The following is a 19,796-nucleotide window of genomic DNA, read 5'->3' as shown; positions in this document are numbered from 1 at the left end:
ATCACTTTCCATGGATCAGGACTTTGCCGATAAACTCAATTCAATTGAAAGTAAATGGCAGGAAATATGGGATGAAGAGAAAATATTCGAACCAGATCCGAACAATGATGATAAATTCTTCATAACTGTGGCCTATCCTTACCCGAGCGGCGGAATGCATATCGGCCATGTCTCCACTTATACTCTGCCAGATGTTTTCGCACGCTACAAGAGAATGCAGGGATACAACGTTCTGTTCCCGATGTCATGGCATGTCACAGGCACACCAATAATTGGAGCTCTGGAAAGGCTTCAGAAAGGAGAGGAGAAACAGATTGAAGTTCTCAGGGATGTATACGATGTCCCGGAAGAGGAAATGGAGAGCTGGGAGGAGCCGATGGATTATGCTAACTACTTCATCGAAAACTCTTACAAGAAGAACATGAAGAATCTCGGTTTCTCCGTTGACTGGCGCCGAGAATTCAACACCAGCCAGGAACAGTATAACAGGTTTATCGAGTGGCAGTACAGGAAATTGAGGGAAAAAGGTCTGGTAAAACAGGGCCTCCATCCTACAAAGTACTGTCTAAACGATAAGAATCCTGTCACAACACACGACTTACTTGAAGGAGAAAGCGCTGAGAAGCAGGAGTACTCGCTTGTCAAGTTCGAGAAAGAAGATTATGTATTTCCGATGGCTACTCTCCGACCTGAAACCGTTTTCGGAGTAACTCATACACTGGTTAATCCGGAAGTGGATTACGTAACGACAGAAGTCGACGGGGAGAACTGGGTTGTCTCGGAAGAAGCAGCTGAGAAGCTCAAACACCAAGATAGAGAGATTGAGATAACCGGAGAGATCTCAGGTTCAGAGCTAGTTGGAGAGACCTTGAAGAACCCGGTTACAGGCGAATCGGTGCTGATGCTTCCTGCATCATTTGTTGGCTCGGACTCAGGTACAGGGCTTGTAATGTCTGTCCCGGCACATGCTCCTTACGATTGGATCTCACTCAAAGATATTCAGAGAGACGAAGCTCTCCTCGACGAGTATGGAATTAATCCAGAAGCTGTACAGGAAATTGAACCTAAAACTATAATCAACGTCGAAGGATTTGACGATATCCCGGCAAGAGAAGCATGTGAAGAGTACGGAGTCGAATCACAGGAAGATGAAGAAGCACTTGAGAAAGCAACTGAAGAGATATACGATAAAGAGTTCCACACCGGAACTTTGAACGCAAACTGCCAGGACTTCGCCTCTGAAAAAGTCAATGCCGTCAAAGATAGACTCACCGAGCAGTTCGAGAACCAGGGCAAATTCGACTCCATGTACGACTTCTCAGAAGAAGTCGTCTGTCGATGCGGAGGAAAAGTAATAGTCTCGATGCAGGACTCATGGTTCCTCGAATACGGCGACAAAGGGTGGAAGGACAAGACTGATAAATGCCTCAACAATCTCGAATTGATACCGGAAAACACAATAGATGAATTTGAACACACGATAAACTGGCTTGAATCCTGGCCATGCATCAGGAACTACGGTCTCGGAACCAGGCTGCCGTTTGACGGTGAATTCGTTATAGAACCTCTCTCCGATTCCACCATCTACATGGCTTTTTACACCATCAGACATATAATCGAAGATGTTGATGCCGAAAAACTTCAACCGGGGTTCTTCGACTATGTCTTCAGAGATGAAGGAGAATTAGACAAGGTTTCTGAAAACACAGGTATCGAAGAATCAGTAATAAGAGAAGCAAAGGAGAGCTTTGATTACTGGTATCCTCTCGACTGGAGAACTACAGCTGAGGAACACATTCAGAATCATCTCACATTCATGATGTTCCACCATGCAGCCATATTCGAGGAAGAGAACTGGCCACAGGGAATAGCTATCTGGGGAATGGGTCTACTTGAAGGAGAGAAAATGTCTACCTCAAAAGGGCATGTGGTGCCAGCGGATGAAGCACTAGATAAATACGGCGCGGATACATCCCGATTCTTCCTTTTCGCCTCAGTTGAACCATGGCAGGACTTTGACTGGAAATCAGAGGAAGTAAAAGACTACAGAACCAAGCTGAAAAAATTCTATGATAGAACCCTTGAACTTCATGGCAAAGGAGTTGAAAGAGAACACAACAACCTTGACAGGTATGTTATTTCAAGGCTAAATAAGATTAAGAGAGAAGCGACGGAAGGACTTGAAGAGTTCCAGACCAGAAAAGCCGGTCTAAAAGCATTCTTCGAGCTTAACTCGCTGATTAACACTTATATTAGCCGAAGCGATGAGCTAAACGCCAAGGTAGTTGAAGAAGCATTAGAGACCCAGATCAAATTGATGGCTCCTTTCACACCACACATATGTGAGGAGCTGTGGAATGAAACCGGGCATGAAACACTTGTCTCTGAAGAGGACTGGCCGGAAATTGATGAGGAAAAGATAGATGAAGAGATTGAGAGAGCTCAGGAGTTCATAGAAAACACGGTCAGCGATATCAGAGAATTATCGGAGATTGTTGATGGTTTCGCAACTGTAAGAATCATAACCGCGGAGAACTGGAAACGAGAGCTCTTTCAGGAAATGAATGAAGTAATCGAAGAAAGACCGGAGTTTGGAGAAGCAATGAACCGACTTATAGAAGGAAGAAAGGAATACGCAGAGACTGTCAAGAAACTTCTCCGAGAATATATGGATGATCCTGGAGCGATGCCTGAAGAAGTCTTCAGCTCGGAAAGAGAAGTGGAGATTCTTGAAGATAACAGAGAGTTCATCGAGGAAGAGTTCAATGTCGATATTGTAATAGAGACAGAGGAAGAATCTGGAGAGGAAAAAGCTTCAAGAGCGGAGCCTGGGAAACCTGCGATAGTGATGGAGTAAATGAGAGAAATTGATGCTCGGAGATTCTAGTATCGTTTGAGGCTTTCCTCAAGTCTTTGATCAAGATGCTCGTCGATATCAACTTCTGTCTCGTTCAAAGCCTTTCTCTGGGCTGAAACAAGTTGCTCCAGTTTCTGCACTCGGTTCATCATATGGCTCATAGCAACCCAGATCTGTCCAACTGAAGCATTTTGAGCGTTTAAGTAAATATTTTCTTGGTGTTCAACGTCGTCTAGAAGTGATTCAAGAGATGCTTGAAGTTCATCGGGAAGATCTTCTACCCATTCCATGTCAAACAGATGTAATCAAATTCTTTTAACGGTTTCGCGACCAATTCTAGGTTTTTATCCCAAAAATGTGGCTGGAGTTTCTGCAGTAACTCCTGATAACAGGATAGATGCTTCAAAACTGGTTTTTAGATGCCAGGACATGGTTATCGAGAAGCTGGGAGAGCTAGCAGAGTATTTAATATTCAACCTCTACTTTCTATATGTGAATTAGACAATGGAAAAAGGCGACATGGTACTCGTGGACTATATCGGAAAGGCGGATGGCGAAATCTTTGATCTAACAGTGGAGGAGAAAGCACAAGAAGAGGGAATGAGTAGAGGTAAAGATTTCAAACCGGCTCCTGTACTTATCGGAAAGAACTATGTAATTGAAGGATTTGAGGAGGCACTGCTCGACATGGAAGTCGGAGACCAGAAGGAAGCAGAAATCTCATCAGAAAAGGCATACGGAGAAAGAGACTCTGATGCGGTTAAAACCTATCCTGAAAAAGAATTCAAGAAACAGGGTATACAGGTGAGGACGGGAGAAGAACTGAAGATTGGAAACAGGAGAGGAAAAGTAGTATCAAAGGGATCAGGTAGAGTAAGAATCGATTTTAACCATCCTCTCGCAGGAAAAGACCTAAAATACGATATAAGAGTAAAAGAGAAAGTTGAAGATGACGAGGAGATCGCAAAGCACATCATGGATTACCGGATCGGCCACGGCTCCGAAGACATGGAGTTCGAGGGAGAAAAGGTTAAAGTCCCTGGAATGTACTCTCATGAGGACCACGAACACGAGCTACCGGAAGAGGCCCGGGAGAAACTAACTAAAGAGATGACTGAGTACACCGGTTTCGAGGAAGTCGAGTTTACCAAGTAAAAACCGTGAGATCGCGGAACTCGGGCCAATTTTATATATTTTGATGATAACCTCTTATACATAACAACAAAATACAAAGGGTTCTCTCAAATGGAAGACAAGATACAACAGGCGAAGCAGGATAACTCAGGCAACGTACCGCAGTCAAAGCAGAAAAAACATGATATTGACGATGAACTGGAAGAATTAATTGAAAAGAGAAAGGCAGACATCAAAGTAATCGGCTCAGGAGGCGCAGGGAACAACACAATCTCCAGACTTGTTGAAGTCGGTATCGAGGGATGTGAAACGGTCGCAATGAATACCGACGCACAGGATCTTCTTTATGCAAATGCTGACAAAAAGGTCCTTATCGGAAAAGAGCTTACAGGAGGACTCGGAGCAGGAGCAGATCCTAAAGTAGGAGAAGAATCTGCAAAAGAATCACAGCAGAAAGTTAAGGAATCCGTCAAAGGCGCAGACATGGTATTCGTAACATGCGGCCTCGGAGGAGGAACCGGAACAGGATCAGCACCAGTAATCGCACAGCAAGCCAAGAAAGAAGGCGCACTAACAGTAGGTATTGTAACATTGCCTTTCGAGATGGAAGGACAGTCAAGAAGAGAGAACGCAGAGTACGGACTTGAAATGCTCGAAGATACTGTAGATACACTAATTGTAATTCCAAACGATAAACTACTTGAAATCGTTCCAGATGTCTCACTTAATACAGCATTCAAGATAGCGGACGAAATTCTCGTAAATGCAGTTAAAGGCGTAACAGAACTTGTTACAAAACCCGGGCTGGTCAACCTTGACTTCGCAGATATACGTGCTGTAATGGGAGAAGGAGGAATCGCCATGATCGGAATGGGTCAAAGCGATACAGACTCAAGAGCAAGAGAAGCAGTTCAGAAAGCACTTTCCAATCCTCTACTCGACGTGAACATTGAGGGTGGAAGGGGAGCACTAGTAAACGTGACAGGAGGAACATCACTCTCACTCAACGAAGCTCAGGAAGTTGTCAACACGGTAAGCGACAAACTTGATGACTCCGCAAAGGTTATATGGGGAGCACAGGTCAGAGAAGATATGGACTCAACACTCCAGTCAATGATCATCGTAACAGGAGTAGATTCACCTCAGATCTACGGACCTGAAAAGACTCACAGCGACGAATACGAGGAAGAAATCGAACAGGAACTAGGAGTAGAGTTCATCTAGAAATCTCTTCAAATTCTTTCTTCTATCCATTTTTGTGAAGGAAAAGCCTTTGACTAGCTTTCATCTACAACCACGTATTCACCGTCTCTATAAGTAATATTATCATCCTCATTTACGCCTTCAAGTTCAGATACAATTGGTTCTCCTTGCTCAAAACATAAATCCGGAGGACTGAATGAATAATTTTCATTTCCTGCATCCTTCGCTGTCACCTTGTTCAATATGGAATTACAGTAAGCTTCTTTATTTTCATCAGGAGAAGCACAGCAAAATCCTTTCGGTGCAGAGCCGAAGTATAATAGAACGAAGACGGATAATAATATCCACAAAAATGCTATGGTAAAGATTATTCGGCGATCCATATTGTATACTTACTAATTAAGGATCCTTAAGTGGTTTAGTATCAGGAGCATTTTGATCAATATTCTCTGGAACTGAGAGAACAAAAGGCTTTTCTCAAATATTGACCTCTTGTATAAAGGAACTCCTTATAAAAATTGTTCACCTCTATTAGATGTAACCCGTCGGAACCACCTATGGTGGGAGGGAGTTTCCAATTCGAACTGTATTCTCCCTTACAGCTGACGGAACTGCAGGTGAATCAATAGCATGGAGTTCAAACCCCGCAAGTGGAAAAACCAGCTAAAAAGTAAACTTAACGAGTACAAAAGAGTGCTCAAGATTTCAACGAAGCCGGATAGAGAAGAGTTTGAGATGGCTGCGAAAGTCACAGGTGCGGGAATGCTGATAATCGGCCTAATGGGCTTTATCATGTATTTGATAGCTAACCTGTTACCACAGTACGTCTGAGGTTCAAACAAGAATGATACTTACCGGAAAAACAACACGAGGACGAGAGAAAAACGCCATAGAGGCGGTCAAAAGCAAGGTTAAAGCTGAAAACCTTGACATAAAAGCAGTTTTCCACCCCCAAGATCTGAAAGGATACATATTCATTGAGGGAAAGGAAGGAGATATCCAGAAACTGACCGATGATATCAGAAACCTCAGAGGAATAATCGAAGAAGAAGTAGATATAGAAAAAATTGAGAAATATCTTGATGAAGAGGAAGAAGATATCAAACTGGAAGAAGGCGATACCGTTGAAGTAGTCGGCGGAGCATTCAAAGGAGAAGAAGCCAAGATCAACAGGGTTGACGAAACCAACAGAGAAGTAACAGTAGAACTTATCGATGCTGCAGTACCTATACCGACAACAGTAGACATCGACACAGTAAGAAAAAAAGCATCAGCGAACTGAAACACAGAAATTTTAACTCAACACAATACTAGGTGACAAAACAACAATGGGAGACACAACCACTATCGAAACATTGGTGGAAGGAGGATCAGCCTCCGCAGGACCTCCTCTAGGACCAGAACTCGGGCCTTTGCCCACAGACGTAGGGGAAGTCGTGTCAGCAATTAACGAAAAAACCAAGGACTTTGAAGGCATGGAAGTGCCCGTAACTGTAGAAGTCGATGAGGAAACAGGTGAATTCGAGGTAAAAGTCGGAAAACCGCCTGTAGCCCAGCTAGTCTTCGACGAACTGGGAATCGACGGCGGATCAGGAGAACCGAACAAAAACAAGATAGCGGACATGGAGTTTGAAACTGCATGTAAAGTCGCAAGGATGAAAGCCTCTGATCTACTCGCAATGGATCTGAGAGGAGCTGTTAAAGAGGTAATTGGTTCTACACAGGCCGCAGGAATAACAGTAGACGGGAAAGATGCCTATGATATCCAGCAGGAAATCGATGAAGGCAAATACGATGATCGGCTAGAAGCCGAGGAAGGAATCTAGAGGTGACAAAAAATGGATTTTGAGACAACAGTCGAACAAGCAGTAAAGAACTCTGAAGATCGAAACTTTACAGAATCAATCGACCTGATAATCAATTTCAGAGACCTAGATCTTTCAGACCCTGAAAACCGTTTCAACGAAGACTTCAAGCTTCCATATCAGGCAGATGAAGAAGTCAAGATCGCGGTAATCGGAGACTCAATCACACAGAACGCAGAAAACGCGGATAGAACGGTCAGCAGCGATGAACTCGAGGAAATGTATGACAATCCGGACGAGGCAAAAGATCTTGCGGAAGAGTTCTCATTCCTGATTGCGGAAGCACCTCTAATGCCTAAGATCGGTCAGCAGCTGGGACAGGTATTCGGACCACGAAACATGATGCCAGATCCAATGCCCCCAGGTTCTGACCCAACAGACAGTATTGAAGATCTGAAAAACACAGTAACATTAAGACTGAAAGAGGAACCGCTTCTACAGATCAAGATTGGAAAAGAGGATTACGAGTTCGATAAAGTTCAGAGAAACGCATCTTCGGTATATGAATTTATTGAAGGACAGCTTCCAAAAGGAGACAACAACATCAAATCAGTGATGATAAAGACAACCATGGGTTCACCTGAGGAGGTGAAGTAAAAATGGTACAGCCAACGCCAAAACACTTGACTCGAGAAGAAAAAGAAGAAGTAGTCGAACAGATGGAGGAACAGATCGAAGAACACCCTGTTGTAGGGATTCTCGACATGCATAATCTGCCATCCAAACAGCTTCAACAGATCAAGAAAGAGATGAAGGAGTTTGCCAACATCAGGATGGAAAGAAAGACATTGATGAAACTAGCTGTAGAAAACGCTGGAAAGGAAGAAATCGACCAGCTTGAGGAAAACAATGCAACACAGCCAGCTTTCATCTTCTCAAACAAGGATCCCTTCCAGCTGTACTCTCTGATACAGCAGAATAAGTCATCGGCTGCAGCACAAGGAGGAGAACAAGCACCTGATGACATTGAAATCCCTGAAGGAGATACAGGAATCGGGCCAGGACCTATGCTTGGAAAACTACAGGGAGCAGGACTTCAAGTACAGGTAGATGATGGATCGATTCACGTACAGAAACCGGGTATCATCGTCGAGAGAGAAGAAACAATTACAGCGGACGATGCAGAAATCCTGAATCAGGTCGGACTTGAACCTCTTGAGATCGGACTAGACCTGGACATCGCCTACAGCCAGGGAGAGATCTTCACGTCAAAAGAACTTGACATTGATGTAGAAGAGTACAGAAATGATCTTGAAGCAGCATCAAGCCTCGCATTCAACCTCGCGGTTAACGCCGAGATTGTCAAAGAGACAACCGCACCAGCAATAGTCTCAAAGGCATCAAGAAAGTCCAAAAACCTTGCTGTCAGTGAAGGACTTCCAATCAAGGATACAGTTGAAGAAGCAATCGCCTACGCAGGAAGTAACGCGGAAGGAGTCGACTCACAGATCGATCTTGAATCAGTCAACCTTGAAGAAGAAACAGAAGAGGACACGGAACCCGATGAAACAGAAACCAACGGGGAAGACAGGGAAACAGAAGCTGAAGATGAAACAGAGTCGGGAGAAAAAGAAACTGAAGAAGAAAAGGAAGAAAGCCAAGAAGACTCTGAAGCCGACTACGATAAAATAGTCGATCAGTCAATTAGTGATGCCAAAGAAGAAATCGGAGACCTCCAGGAACCTGACTTCGATGCACTTATCGAAGCAGAGGAAGATAACAAGGAAAGAAAGACATTCCTGGAATGGCTAGAAAATCAAGAATAAGTGACCCTTCCCCATCTTTATCGCTGTTTTCTTTTTGAAACGGATTTTTAAACAAATACAGCAAATATGTTACATTATGCAGAAGAAAGCTCTGGTAATAATCAGCATTATACTACTTTCTTCTGCGGTTATAGGAGTTCAATGGAAAAGCGAGAGCGCAACCAATTACATCCAATCCTATGACCCTACAATGGATCTCTATGAAGATTTCAAGATCAACGGCAGTAACAGAACTGATAGAGGTTTCATAGTCGAGGGAGAAACAGGAACTGTCAGATACATTCCACGAGTCACTGAGGCATTTCAATCAGATAAGGGACAATGGCAGGACCAGACCTTAGTCACTATAGAATGGGCGATGGCTCCTGAAACATCTAACCAAGAGATAGTGGAGAACCCTAACGTATCATTTCAGATTTCTGATCAAACTGAACCAATCGAAATAGATTTCAAATCAGAGAAAACTCCAGAATTCAGTTTTTCCAACAATTATAGATCCACACACTCAATAAAGGATTCAAAGTATGAGACAGACTACGGATCTAGAGGTGAGGACCTGGTTTTCAACTTGGAAAATATAGAGGAGATGGGAACCGAGAAATCGGAATACGGTTTCAGAATACCTGTAAATCAAAGAGATGATATCCCAGTAAAGACATTAAGATACAGATACCAGGAAAAAGAGGACGGAAGGGACGAAGTAATTCCAGTTGATAATAATCCTGAACAGTCTGGAGAAGACCTGGAAAAAACCGTTAACATGTCATCAGAAGTAGAGATTGTAGTAGAAAATATTCCCAGTGAACATAATGAAAGCAGTCATTCAGGGTGGTTAAGAGACATTGACAGAAACAAATTCTTGCATCAAGTAGAGCCTGAAAGAGGTGATGATACCCTGAGATATACCTACAGACAGTATCCTGAAATAGATTTCATGAGATGGACCGATTTCCAGAACAAAGAAGAGCTGGCAGGAAACTATAGAATGGGAGTAGATAGCTTCAGACAAAAAGGCGCAGAATTTAAGGTGACAAGAGACGAGCCATCAGAAATAGAAACTGATAAGGCCAGAAAATCAGGTCCCGCGGTAGACTTTAGAACTCCAGAACTGCAGGTGGGAGGAGGATCCTTCATTTATGTTTATGTCCCTGTCGAAGTCGCATCGTCAGGATATAATCTAAGAATAGAAAAACGTTCATCTAATGAATTGATTGACGAGAAAGAAACTACACATGAAACCATCAAACTGCACTGGCTGGATTTGAAGGAAGACGGACTCGAGCCCGGTAAATACATAGTAAAACTAGAGACCGATGAAGACATTCTTCGCTCGCTTGACAGAAGGTATGATTACAACTATAAGACACAAATCAATGACACTTTTGAGGTAACAGAACCGAGAGGATCTCAGGATGAAGGAATAGTAGAAGAGGCGGTTGATAAGGCTAAAGAATTAATTGACGGCGTTTTATCCTCTGAAAATAAAGATTCATCCAAACAATACAGTTCTAAGACTTCAATGGTAGAAAACCCGGAAAGTATAGAATTACCTGTGAGCAGAGAAGCGGAAGGTGTATACAACGATAATTTATGGTTATCGGTTCTAGATGATATCCAAAATAGAGCCACCCTAAAGCTGTGGGGAGATGTAGACTTCAAATCGTTCAAATGTTATTCAGTTGTAACCAAAAAGGCAGAGAGCTTAACAGAACAGAATTCCGTCAAAAACGGTATAATAGATCCCAATTCCGGAGATACTTTGATTGAGATTGAATTAAATAGTCTGGGAGAGGCAAGGATCCAACGAACAAATCCTATAGAGCAAGATGAAGTATTATACTCACAGTGTTTCAAAGAAAACGAAGCAACCAACTTAGTGCAAACATATTCCGGTGATCTAACGGTCAAAAACGAAAATATCGATACTATAAACGACTTAAAGCATCAGTACTGGAAACCAGGTGCCGAATACGACGATCCTAATACAGCTGAAGACCCTAACTCTAGATACATACTTCCGTACAATCCAACTGGTAAGGCTGCGTACAAGGATAAGTACCGGTTCGAAGGAATTAATCCTAATTCCTGCAAAATAGGGCTTGAAAACGGTTTAAGCGGTGCTCAGAGCGGAAAAATAACAATAAATAATGAAAACGATTACCCCATAAAACTAGGAACGAGATTTAATGTTGCCGGACTAGGGCTGGGCGCAGATACCGCATGGATAGGACCAGGATCCAGTAAAGAACTATCCTTTAGACAGGAGAAAGGTGTACCGTCATACGCGAAATCCGGGGCCCAAGAAGGAACCGGTACCGAGTACAGCGCCAAGATAAATCCTAAGTGGACTGGATCAGGGGGAGGGCCTTGCCAAGTATCCTGTCAAATTACAGGTGATAAAGGAGAGCTTGGAAGCCCTAAAGGCACTTACTCTGATAAATGCGGTTTGAAAAGCTCCAGTTCAAGTGCGTGGGAGGAAAAATGCAGAGAAGAATACGAATTAGAGGAGAAAAGATTAGAATCTAGAGATAAATGTATATCCAACCTGATTATTCCGAGCTGTGTAGAAGGAAACGATGACAGTTTGAAAAACTGTGAAAAAGTAATGGATACACTCTGCAAAGATTTATACGGGGATAACTCGGATGCAGTGAGTGAAGGACAGAAAGAAGCCCTCGGAGAAGGCGAAGAAGCCACTCAAACAAGTTCAGGCGGGTACAGGTGTGCAGACGGTGCAGCGGCAGAAAATGAAGAAAATGGAGAAATCCCAGATTTAATGAAAGAACCTGTACCGGGGGTCTCAATAGATGGATAAAGTTCTAGCTATCATAATCAGTGCTTCCGTACTTCTTACAGCAGGTATAATAGTCTTAGCAATAGCTCTTCCCAGTATTAGCAATATAGAAGCATTTTCTGATTCTTCAAAGAGTACCGCATGCCAAAACCAAGTAGATAAATATAAGAACGGGGCGATAGATCTTGAAGAAGTAGATCAGGAATGTATTGATTCATCAGATGTATTGATGTACAAGTACTTGGGGCAGAAACATGAAGACACCCTTGCGGGTTCAAGTAACTGATTCCAGGGTTCTCTCAGCTCTTTTAGCTTCCTTGCCCAAAATTTCCCTCACAACATCGCCCTTCTCTTTACTCAAAGCCAATTCTAGTTTCTTATTCCTATTATATATCTCGTTAGGATAGTTTTCTTCAGCAATTCTTTCACCCTCCACATAGATTTCACCATCCTCCACATTCCCCTTTTCATCTACGAGTGCTGTTTTATCCATTCCATGGCTAGTTTCTCGGAACAGTGTGTGGAGATAACAAGGGAAGTTCAACTGGAAGCAACTGTCTCTGGTATAAATCTGGTAAGGAACTTTCCCAATCTCATCTAGGAGTGTGTGGAATCTTCTTAAATTTCCTAAATCGTCGGTTATGTACATTGGCGTTCCATTTTCGTTTGTACTGACAGAGAATTCGATCCGACACAACAGTTCATCAGAGGGATCTAATGGTAACCTTGGATTTCGAATAGGGTTGCTCCTGCTTTTTCCCTTAAGAGCCTTGATCTCATCATCCAAACAGTTTCCTAATATTTCGATTACAAAATCAGTAGGGAGAAAAGAATTCTTATTTTTCCAATTATATATTTTAGAGCGGGAATAACCCAAACTCTTTGAAACCTCTTTGATACCTCCTCTTCTATCAACTTCTTCCCACAATCTTTCGGTACATTCATCAGATAGTTTAACTCTAATTTCCGGAGACAATTCCATATTTGTACTCATTTATGTTAGCAGTCTTTTTAACAATGAGGCACGTTTGTCAATCCATCAGGTGAATCAATAATGGAACTTGTATACGCAGCACTAACACTGCACGAAACAGGAAAAGAAGTCAATGAGGAAAACCTTAAGTCAGTTGTAGAAGCAGCAGACCTTGATGTCGAGGACTCAGAGGTCAAGGCATTGGTCGCGGCACTCGAAGATGTAAACATTGAAGAAGCAATGGAAACAGCAGTTGCAGGAGGCGGAGCACCAGCACCTTCAGGCGGATCTTCTGAAGATTCAGGAGATGAAGAAGCAGAAGAGGACGAAGCTGACGAAGAAGGCGACGAAGACGAAGCTGACGAAGATGAGGCAGCAGAAGGCTTGGGAGATCTATTTTAGTTTAGTTAGAGCGCTTTAAACCTTCCAAGGCTTTCTCATAGCTTTTTACTTCTTTATCTTTCTTTTAACAGTATTCTTTGATGAATACCACAAAATAATTATAAGTGTATAATAAATTGTTGGTATGAGCTTAGATATTATTGAAACGCTGAGAGGCGGCCTCAGAGATACCTTAAGCTCCAAAGGACTGAAATTTATGGGGCTTGCATATATGATAAGTATAATTAGTAAAGTATCCAGTCAAAGTATTCTCTCAAAATTAGAGCTGCAAAGTGGATTGATGAACCCTGGACCGATGATGAGCTCACTGGCAGTTGATGGACCGCTGCCGCTGTGGACAGGACTAGGCCTTATCGGATCTCTAGCAGGGCTATGGCTAACAATCGGAGTTCTGAGAAACTTTGTTGGCGAAAACTCGGAAAGTATAGACACCGATTTGTTCACGGAAAATCTTGGGCTGCCCTTCCTCAACCTGATTATCGGAGGATTAGTATTCGGCCTGATTGTAGGAGTCGGATTTATGCTACTGGTAATTCCGGGGATCTTTCTGCTGGTAAGCCTGTTATTCTGGACAGTTTATGTATCTGTAGAAGATGAAAACTTTATCGATGCGATGAAAAAAAGCTGGAACATGGCAAAAGGAAACAGGTTCGATATACTGCTGATAGGAGCGGGAACACTTGTAATAGGCCTAGCCGCAGGGATCGTGGCAGGTATACCTGGAGCCCTTGTAGGAACCATAAGCAATCCGCTGGGCGCATTGGTGGGAATGACGGCAAACGCTTTCAGCACAGTCTTCACCTTGGCAATTCTGGCAAGGGCCTACAGACAGCTAAGGTAATTTTATACACTTCATTTCAATTTCTTCTCTTCTTTTTACCCCCAAACCGGTTTTAAACAAAGCCTCACAAATTACTCAACATGACACTTGGTATCAGTAAAACAGTAAAGTCGATACTTGGAAACCTTGTGACACAAACCGGTGCATTTCTCGTAGCCACAGTTTTCTTCCTCCAAGTCGCAAACACAGTCACCGGGACCTTAACGTCTAGCGGAGGAATAACAGCTATACTGGGAAATGTTTTATCTCTTGTACTTTTCGGAGCTACAATAGTGGTGGCACTAGGAGCATTCAGGTCACTTAATTCCGGGGAACTGGAAAAAAAGCATTTCACAGATAATCTGACATGGCCTATAATAAGACTTGCAGGAGTCAACTTGGTGATTACTGCTTTCGCAGTACTGGCTTTCGTTCCACTTGCACCTCTATCAAATGCCGTAGCAGGAGGAAACCTGGCTAATGCGGGAACAGCCGCAGTTTTAGTAGGTGTGGCAGGATTACTGGTATCCTTTGCAGCCTTTTTCTATGCAGTTCTGGCACTGGCTCTGTCATTACCTGAGGTAGCAGTAAGGAACAACAGGATGTTTGAAGCACTTGACAACAGCGTCAGAAAGACGAAAGGTCATAAGAAACAGATGATGGCGGCTTCAGTACCTGTAATAATCCTTTATGGAGTAAGTCTGTTAGTTAATCTCGGTGCGAGCAATGCAGAAATCTCATCCAACCCTGTAGTAATTATAGTATCAGGGCTTCTGGGATCTTTGACCGCTGTAACTGTCTACTCCACACTTATCGAACTAGACCGGGAAATTAACGGCGGAAAAGACGGCTACTTGTGAAGTATTAGCTGATAAAAAAATACAGGAAGCAAGAGAAGATATGGCAGAGCTCGAAAAACTGAAGAAACAGATTAAGGAAGAAGCCACGCAGAAACCGGAAAAATTCTTTGCAACAAATGTTCTAAGGGAGAAAGGATTCTCGAGAGGGAAATGCGAGAACTGCGGAATGCATTTCTGGAGCTCAGCCGATGAGAGAACAGTCTGCGGGGAGCCTGAATGTGGAAACGGCTACACATTTATAGGAGATTCACCAACTGATAGAGAATTCTCTTACACTGAGGCCTGGGAACTCTATGAGGACTTCATGAACTCCCGGGACTACGAATCAATCGATAGATACCCTGTTATAGCCCGGTGGAGAGACGATACCGAATTTGTGGGAGGAAGTATCTACTGTTTCCAGCCATACGTAGTATCGGGAGAGGCAGAGCCTCCAGCAGAAGAACTGGTTATACCCCAACCCTCTCTGAGATTCAATGATATCGACAATGTCGGGATAACGGGTCGACATTACGTTCTCCACAACCATATAGGTCAAACATGTTTCAAAACGGAGAACTATGATCAGGATAGATACTTCGCCGATATGTTCGAGTTCGCTGTAGAAGAACTTGGAATACCGGAGAAAAAGTTGATACTTCATGAAGACGCATGGGGCGGCGGAGGTAACTTAGGTGCATGTATGGAGTTCTTTGTCGATGGACTGGAGCTGTGGAATCAGGTCTATATGTTCTACAGACAGACTCCTGACGGCTACGAGGAACTTGACCTGAAGGTCCTGGACATGGGTATGGGACATGAAAGAATAACATGGATATCACACGGCACAGAGACAAGCTATGAATGTGTAATGCCAGAAACTCTGGAAAAGATGAAGGAAAGAACCGGTTTGGAAGTAAACGAAGAGGTCTGGGGACAGTTCCTACCTCACAGTTCGAAATTGAATGTAGATGAAGTCGATGATATAGATGAGAAATGGCAGGAAATCGCCGACGAGCTAGAGGTAGATATAGACCGGCTAAAGAATGAAATCAAACCTGTTGCAGGTCTCTACTCTGTTGCAGAGCATTCCCGGGCGCTTCTATTCGCATTAGCAGACGGAAAACTACCCTCGAACACAGGCGGAGGACACAATCTGAGGGCAATTTACCGTCGAGCGAAGGACCACATTGAAAAATATGACTGGGATCTCGATGTAAAAGAAGTTATAGAGTGGAACGCTCGGGAGCTCTCATCGATGTTTCCTGAACTCATGGATTCGATCGATGAGATAAAAGAGATACTTGAAGTAGAGGAAGTAAAGTATCTGGAAGCAAGAGAGAAAGCTGCTCAGGAGCTGGAAAGACTGGATTCAGAGCCTTCTGTGGAGCAGATGATAGAGCTTTACGAGTCCCATGGAGTATCACCTGAAATGATGGAGGAAGCCGGTTTTGAAGTACTGGAGGATTTCTATGCTAAAGTTGCCTCGAAAGATGAGACAGTCGAAGAAATAGAAGAAGGGTTCGACCTGAAAGAAGTTGAGGGAACTGAGAAACTATATTACACTAACGAGTATACGAAGGAAATGGATGCTGAGGTGGTAGCGGTTAGAGATGAATGGGTCGCATTAGATAAAACTGTCTTCTACCCGACGGGTGGAGGTCAGGAATCCGATGAAGGGAGCATCTCGCACTTAGGTGAGAGATATAAAGTAACAGACGTACAGAAGCAAGGCAATGTAGTCTTACACAAGGTCCCGAAACACAGTCTAGAGAAAGGAGATGAGGTTGAAGGAAAGATTGACTGGGAAAGACGTCTCCAGTTAATGCAACATCACTCAACAACCCACATGGTGAACGGAGCATCAAAAAAACTGCTTGGAAACCATATCAACCAGGCAGGAGCCCACAAAACCCAGAAGAAAGGAAGATTGGATATATCACATTATGAGAAACTCTCCCGCAAAGAACTAGATGAGATAGAAGAGGAAGTCCGGGAAAACATCTGGAAAGACCTGAATATTGAACGAGAACAGCTAAAGAAAGCTGATGCAGAACAGGAATACGGGTTCAGAATATACCAGGGAGGAGCACCACCTGGAAACAAGGTAAGAATAATCAAGATATTAGGTGAAGAACCCGGAGAAACAATTGATGTCGAAGCATGTGGGGGAACACATCTAGATAGAACATCAGAAGCCAAACAGTTTTTGATAACCTCAAGCAGAAAAATCCAGGACGGAGTTATCCGGTTAAACTACAAAGCTGGAAAAGCTGCAGAGAAGCACATAAACCAGATAAGAGACCGGATTAATGAAGTAGCTGATAAACTCGGAGTCGGAAGACCTGACAACCATAGAAAGAATCAGAGAGAACTCTGTACAGTTTTCTCTGTGGAGCCCGAACACCTTAATTCAACTATTGAAAACTTCATTGAAGATAATGAGAATCTAGAGGCCAAGGTAATGAGTCTCTCCAGATATCTTAATGAGGGAGACGAAGAGGTTCCAAGAGTAAATGGTGAAGACCTAAAATCAATGGCTGAAAGCATGTTCAACGTAAGGAAGGAACGTGAAAAAATCCTGGAAAACCTGGAGTCAGAGCTAGAGAGCTATATAGGAGCTGAGATGGAGGACAGATTTGTCGAGGAAGAAGTACCTACAGAGAATATTGGCCTCTTAATTCAAGTAGCCCGAAAACTGTCTAAAGATCAGCAGGCATCGGTAACGCTAATCGGTAGAAACGGAGCGGTATCCGCATCTTACCACGAAGACTTTGACGCTGACAAGAACCTTGAGAGACACGGAAATAATATTCAAGGAGATGAAAACTTTGCAAAAACCTTTGAACTTCAGTAATTCATTTCAACAGAAGGCTCATCACAACCATACTCGTGGAAGAATATCCTGTTTCCAACACCGTCAACTGAAATAGTTCCTCTACCACTCATTTTCTCAATACTTTGTCCTATTTTTTCTTGGGATTCAAACACTTCTAGAACAACATTTGCTTCCTCAGCTACACTGATCTCGGCGGTTGTAACATCATTTTGAGCCTCTGCACTGTAGATCTTTACACCAGCGCCTTCATCCCCTCCTGAGCACTGTGGCTGAAAGACCTTAGAAGTCTCAACATAGCTGAAAAACCCCGCCGTAACAACCGCTATTATCAACGAAATTACAAGAACCGCAGCGGTTTTCCGGTTTAAGATATTTTTAACATTGAGAGAACGCTCCGATCCATTTTCTTCCTCTTCTTCATCATGGTTTGCATTTGAAGCAAACTCAAATTCTTTATCTTCACCATCTGAACTACCGGTTTTCTCATCGGCCTGAAAAGCATCTTCATCCGGTTTATCACCGGTTATTTCATCAACGAGGGAGGCATCATGACCTGTATTTTGGAGACTTTTCTTTATTCTGTCAGGTTTTATGTCCTTCTCCAGTTTTTTCTTTATCCATTTTCTGATTTTTTCCTCTACCATGCAGAAAAATACTGCTTTCTACTATATAACTCTACAGGCACTCTGAGGTCTGGTCACCAAGGTTTCTGAATCCATCACATGCAGCCTCGGAAATCCTTTCAACAGTTACATTCTCCGGCTGTGAAATACTTGAACCTCCGTTTACGACCGCTGATGGAAACTCATAAATACCATAATGTATCATGATTTTCGAGTTTGAGGATGAGCTGGCAACACTGACATAGACCCTTTTGTCAAATCTTTGAACTAATGATTGAAGTTTTTGGAGCTGTTCTTTCTGTTCTTCATTCTCATAGAAGGCATTAACAAATACGACATCATTTTTGTTGGCTAGAACCCGCTGTTCTCTCCAATTCATTTTATATGGCGATTCTTGGTAGTTCTGTTCCGGCATTGTTGCATCAAGTTCTCCTGATCCCTGAGGTTGCTGGCCGCCGCCTGATATACCTGACCAATTGACCATACCGCCAAAGGCAAAGCCTCCTACAGCAAATGCACCTATTAACAAAGTACCTAACTGCTTTAGATCCAGCATAAAGACTCTTTCAGAGACGAAGCCATAAAAGCCTAACTAAATAGGTGCCGACTTCCTAAAGGTTAAAGTAACTTACTGAAGAAACTTGGATTATGATCGTAGGATTCAATGTTGATTCTCTTAACGCAGAGAAAAACCGTTCAACAAAAGGAGGAGATGTACAGGTAAACTATACACCGAAAATTATGTCGGTGGAAAAAGCATCTATAAACGCTTTTGACGATGAAGTTGCGAAAATAGATTTCAGCTTCACGGTCGGCTATACAGTTGGAGATCAAAACGCTGCAAAGATAGTTCTGGAAGGAAACATTCTCTGGAACCGAGAAGTAAAAAATGCAGTAGATAGCTGGGATGAAAACGAAGAACTGCCAGAACAAATTAACAAACATATCATGAATGATCTCTACAGAAAATGTATTTCACAGTCAGTAGGTGTGGCAGATACACTTGGATTGATCCCGCCGGTACCAACACCAAGAATCGAAGAATAGAGAAAGTTTGACAGCGGCCCAGGACTCTTTTACCGCAAGTTTTTTGAAAGCTCAGGTCCAAATAGTCTAGGCTGAATAAAAAAGAGACGTGATCTAATAATATATGACGAGAACTCGACCTGAAAACAGACTTATTTGCTTCGAAACACGTGAAAAAGCAGAAGAATACGAACCGATGGCTGACTGGCTATTGAAAAACGGTCAGCTGCTGGACTCAGCCGGTTTTGAAACAAAGTTTGACACTGAGGACTACCAAGATATAGATGCGTATACTAAGTTTGAACTTCTAACTAATTTCTATGACCAAAGAAGAGATATAGGATCAGAGAAGTATGACAGCCAAAAACTCCTTGAACAGATTGCTACCATAATGGAAGAACCGGAAGCCGTGAAATCAGGTCAGGAAGATCAGAACAGAGGTATTAACCTGGAATACGAAGGCAGGGAAAAACTCGAAAAACAGGAATATCCGTCTGTGGAAAACGAGTTACTGGACGAGTCAAAGACAGGAAGCCCTGGAGACAGCGAGCTAAAAAAGGTTGTAAGAAGTCTTGAAACCGAGAATCCGGAAGAAAAAATTAAGTATACCGGCCTAGAAAAAGCCTAATTATTTTTACTTCTCTCAGAGGAAGTT

Annotated in this window: 20 protein-coding genes; 16 read left to right on the top strand and 4 right to left on the bottom strand. The window is 42.9% G+C overall.

The annotated features are described in order from the left end of the window. The first annotated feature begins 10 nt into the window (after positions 1 to 10). Complete coding sequence (leuS, locus tag BRC29_01380) at positions 11 to 2,857, top strand: leucine--tRNA ligase (GenBank protein ID PSG98762.1); 2,847 nt, start codon at positions 11 to 13, stop codon at positions 2,855 to 2,857. Between the two features lie 26 nt (positions 2,858 to 2,883). Here the strand turns inward: leuS and BRC29_01375 are convergent, their stop codons facing one another. Then, complete coding sequence (locus BRC29_01375; protein ID PSG98761.1) at positions 2,884 to 3,147, bottom strand: hypothetical protein; 264 nt, start codon at positions 3,145 to 3,147, stop codon at positions 2,884 to 2,886. 214 nt (positions 3,148 to 3,361) lie between these two features. Between BRC29_01375 and BRC29_01370 the strand changes: the two genes are divergently transcribed. The 9 genes from BRC29_01370 (at position 3,362) to BRC29_01330 (ending at position 11,905) form a co-directional block, all read left to right on the top strand. Then, positions 3,362 to 4,012 carry a peptidylprolyl isomerase gene (locus tag BRC29_01370; GenBank protein ID PSG98760.1) on the top strand — a complete coding sequence of 217 codons (651 nt, stop codon included), beginning with the start codon at positions 3,362 to 3,364 and terminating at the stop codon, positions 4,010 to 4,012. Between the two features lie 90 nt (positions 4,013 to 4,102). After that, a complete protein-coding gene (gene ftsZ, locus BRC29_01365; protein ID PSG98759.1) occupies positions 4,103 to 5,215 on the top strand; it encodes a cell division protein FtsZ in 1,113 nt (370 codons plus the stop codon). A 609-nt stretch (positions 5,216 to 5,824) separates the two neighbouring features. Beyond that, positions 5,825 to 6,025: a protein translocase SEC61 complex subunit gamma gene (locus BRC29_01360; GenBank protein PSG98758.1), complete on the top strand. Its 201-nt coding sequence runs from the start codon at positions 5,825 to 5,827 to the stop codon at positions 6,023 to 6,025. A 13-nt stretch (positions 6,026 to 6,038) separates the two neighbouring features. Further along, positions 6,039 to 6,476 carry a transcription elongation factor Spt5 gene (locus tag BRC29_01355; protein ID PSG98757.1) on the top strand — a complete coding sequence of 146 codons (438 nt, stop codon included), beginning with the start codon at positions 6,039 to 6,041 and terminating at the stop codon, positions 6,474 to 6,476. Between the two features lie 46 nt (positions 6,477 to 6,522). Further along, positions 6,523 to 7,020 carry a 50S ribosomal protein L11 gene (locus BRC29_01350; protein PSG98756.1) on the top strand — a complete coding sequence of 166 codons (498 nt, stop codon included), beginning with the start codon at positions 6,523 to 6,525 and terminating at the stop codon, positions 7,018 to 7,020. 12 nt (positions 7,021 to 7,032) lie between these two features. Continuing rightward, on the top strand, positions 7,033 to 7,656 hold the full coding sequence (locus BRC29_01345; protein PSG98755.1) for a 50S ribosomal protein L1: 624 nt from the start codon (positions 7,033 to 7,035) through the stop codon (positions 7,654 to 7,656). Between the two features lie 2 nt (positions 7,657 to 7,658). Next, positions 7,659 to 8,825 carry a 50S ribosomal protein L10 gene (rplJ, locus tag BRC29_01340; protein PSG98754.1) on the top strand — a complete coding sequence of 389 codons (1,167 nt, stop codon included), beginning with the start codon at positions 7,659 to 7,661 and terminating at the stop codon, positions 8,823 to 8,825. 76 nt (positions 8,826 to 8,901) lie between these two features. After that, entirely contained in the window at positions 8,902 to 11,640 is a 2,739-nt protein-coding gene (locus BRC29_01335) for a hypothetical protein (protein ID PSG98753.1), read from the top strand. Further along, positions 11,633 to 11,905 (top strand): hypothetical protein, encoded by a 273-nt coding sequence (locus tag BRC29_01330; protein ID PSG98752.1) that lies wholly within the window; start codon positions 11,633 to 11,635, stop codon positions 11,903 to 11,905. The genes BRC29_01335 and BRC29_01330 overlap by 8 nt, the downstream gene beginning before the upstream one ends. Here BRC29_01330 and BRC29_01325 read toward each other — a convergent pair. After that, positions 11,894 to 12,613 carry a hypothetical protein gene (locus BRC29_01325; protein ID PSG98751.1) on the bottom strand — a complete coding sequence of 240 codons (720 nt, stop codon included), beginning with the start codon at positions 12,611 to 12,613 and terminating at the stop codon, positions 11,894 to 11,896. The genes BRC29_01330 and BRC29_01325 overlap by 12 nt on opposite strands. Before the next feature lie 60 nt (positions 12,614 to 12,673). Here BRC29_01325 and BRC29_01320 point away from each other — a divergent pair, with 60 nt between their 5' ends. From BRC29_01320 to alaS, 4 genes are all read left to right on the top strand, one after another. After that, a complete protein-coding gene (locus tag BRC29_01320; protein PSG98750.1) occupies positions 12,674 to 12,994 on the top strand; it encodes a 50S ribosomal protein P1 in 321 nt (106 codons plus the stop codon). Between the two features lie 124 nt (positions 12,995 to 13,118). Continuing rightward, positions 13,119 to 13,835, top strand: coding sequence for a hypothetical protein (locus BRC29_01315; GenBank protein PSG98749.1), 717 nt, complete (start codon positions 13,119 to 13,121; stop codon positions 13,833 to 13,835). Positions 13,836 to 13,915: 80 nt separating this feature from the next. Beyond that, a complete protein-coding gene (locus BRC29_01310; GenBank protein ID PSG98748.1) occupies positions 13,916 to 14,674 on the top strand; it encodes a hypothetical protein in 759 nt (252 codons plus the stop codon). Positions 14,675 to 14,714: 40 nt separating this feature from the next. Then, positions 14,715 to 17,510, top strand: coding sequence for an alanine--tRNA ligase (gene alaS, locus BRC29_01305; protein ID PSG98747.1), 2,796 nt, complete (start codon positions 14,715 to 14,717; stop codon positions 17,508 to 17,510). On the opposite strand, the gene BRC29_01300 is transcribed toward alaS, so the two are convergent. Together BRC29_01300 and BRC29_01295 are read right to left on the bottom strand one after the other, a co-directional pair. Further along, entirely contained in the window at positions 17,504 to 18,136 is a 633-nt protein-coding gene (locus BRC29_01300) for a hypothetical protein (GenBank protein PSG98746.1), read from the bottom strand. The genes alaS and BRC29_01300 overlap by 7 nt on opposite strands. 31 nt (positions 18,137 to 18,167) lie before the next feature. Continuing rightward, a complete protein-coding gene (locus BRC29_01295; protein ID PSG98745.1) occupies positions 18,168 to 18,671 on the bottom strand; it encodes a hypothetical protein in 504 nt (167 codons plus the stop codon). 92 nt (positions 18,672 to 18,763) lie between these two features. Here BRC29_01295 and BRC29_01290 point away from each other — a divergent pair, with 92 nt between their 5' ends. Together BRC29_01290 and BRC29_01285 are read left to right on the top strand one after the other, a co-directional pair. Beyond that, a complete protein-coding gene (locus BRC29_01290) occupies positions 18,764 to 19,162 on the top strand; it encodes a hypothetical protein (GenBank protein PSG98744.1) in 399 nt (132 codons plus the stop codon). A gap of 103 nt (positions 19,163 to 19,265) precedes the next feature. Continuing rightward, complete coding sequence (locus BRC29_01285; protein ID PSG98743.1) at positions 19,266 to 19,769, top strand: hypothetical protein; 504 nt, start codon at positions 19,266 to 19,268, stop codon at positions 19,767 to 19,769. The last annotated feature ends 27 nt before the right edge of the window (positions 19,770 to 19,796 follow it).

The sequence above is a fragment of the Nanohaloarchaea archaeon SW_7_43_1 genome, from assembly GCA_003009795.1.
Lineage (GTDB): Archaea > Nanohalarchaeota > Nanosalinia > Nanosalinales > Nanosalinaceae > SW-4-43-9.
This window is presented reverse-complemented; position numbering and strand designations above follow the sequence as displayed.

What these genes read in the sequence shown, in the direction of transcription:
- BRC29_01345 (PSG98755.1), top strand. Translation starts at nt 7,033, where the DNA reads ATGGATTTTGAGACAACAGTCGAACAAGCAGTAAAGAACTCTGAAGAT.
- BRC29_01370 (PSG98760.1), top strand. Translation starts at nt 3,362, where the DNA reads ATGGAAAAAGGCGACATGGTACTCGTGGACTATATCGGAAAGGCGGAT.
- BRC29_01290 (PSG98744.1), top strand. Translation starts at nt 18,764, where the DNA reads ATGATCGTAGGATTCAATGTTGATTCTCTTAACGCAGAGAAAAACCGT.
- BRC29_01375 (PSG98761.1), bottom strand. Translation starts at nt 3,147, where the DNA reads ATGGAATGGGTAGAAGATCTTCCCGATGAACTTCAAGCATCTCTTGAA.
- rplJ (PSG98754.1), top strand. Translation starts at nt 7,659, where the DNA reads ATGGTACAGCCAACGCCAAAACACTTGACTCGAGAAGAAAAAGAAGAA.
- BRC29_01285 (PSG98743.1), top strand. Translation starts at nt 19,266, where the DNA reads ATGACGAGAACTCGACCTGAAAACAGACTTATTTGCTTCGAAACACGT.
- leuS (PSG98762.1), top strand. Translation starts at nt 11, where the DNA reads ATGGATCAGGACTTTGCCGATAAACTCAATTCAATTGAAAGTAAATGG.
- BRC29_01355 (PSG98757.1), top strand. Translation starts at nt 6,039, where the DNA reads ATGATACTTACCGGAAAAACAACACGAGGACGAGAGAAAAACGCCATA.
- BRC29_01325 (PSG98751.1), bottom strand. Translation starts at nt 12,613, where the DNA reads ATGAGTACAAATATGGAATTGTCTCCGGAAATTAGAGTTAAACTATCT.
- BRC29_01315 (PSG98749.1), top strand. Translation starts at nt 13,119, where the DNA reads ATGAGCTTAGATATTATTGAAACGCTGAGAGGCGGCCTCAGAGATACC.
- alaS (PSG98747.1), top strand. Translation starts at nt 14,715, where the DNA reads ATGGCAGAGCTCGAAAAACTGAAGAAACAGATTAAGGAAGAAGCCACG.
- BRC29_01330 (PSG98752.1), top strand. Translation starts at nt 11,633, where the DNA reads ATGGATAAAGTTCTAGCTATCATAATCAGTGCTTCCGTACTTCTTACA.
- BRC29_01310 (PSG98748.1), top strand. Translation starts at nt 13,916, where the DNA reads ATGACACTTGGTATCAGTAAAACAGTAAAGTCGATACTTGGAAACCTT.
- BRC29_01320 (PSG98750.1), top strand. Translation starts at nt 12,674, where the DNA reads ATGGAACTTGTATACGCAGCACTAACACTGCACGAAACAGGAAAAGAA.
- BRC29_01335 (PSG98753.1), top strand. Translation starts at nt 8,902, where the DNA reads ATGCAGAAGAAAGCTCTGGTAATAATCAGCATTATACTACTTTCTTCT.
- BRC29_01360 (PSG98758.1), top strand. Translation starts at nt 5,825, where the DNA reads ATGGAGTTCAAACCCCGCAAGTGGAAAAACCAGCTAAAAAGTAAACTT.
- BRC29_01350 (PSG98756.1), top strand. Translation starts at nt 6,523, where the DNA reads ATGGGAGACACAACCACTATCGAAACATTGGTGGAAGGAGGATCAGCC.
- ftsZ (PSG98759.1), top strand. Translation starts at nt 4,103, where the DNA reads ATGGAAGACAAGATACAACAGGCGAAGCAGGATAACTCAGGCAACGTA.
- BRC29_01295 (PSG98745.1), bottom strand. Translation starts at nt 18,671, where the DNA reads ATGCTGGATCTAAAGCAGTTAGGTACTTTGTTAATAGGTGCATTTGCT.
- BRC29_01300 (PSG98746.1), bottom strand. Translation starts at nt 18,136, where the DNA reads ATGGTAGAGGAAAAAATCAGAAAATGGATAAAGAAAAAACTGGAGAAG.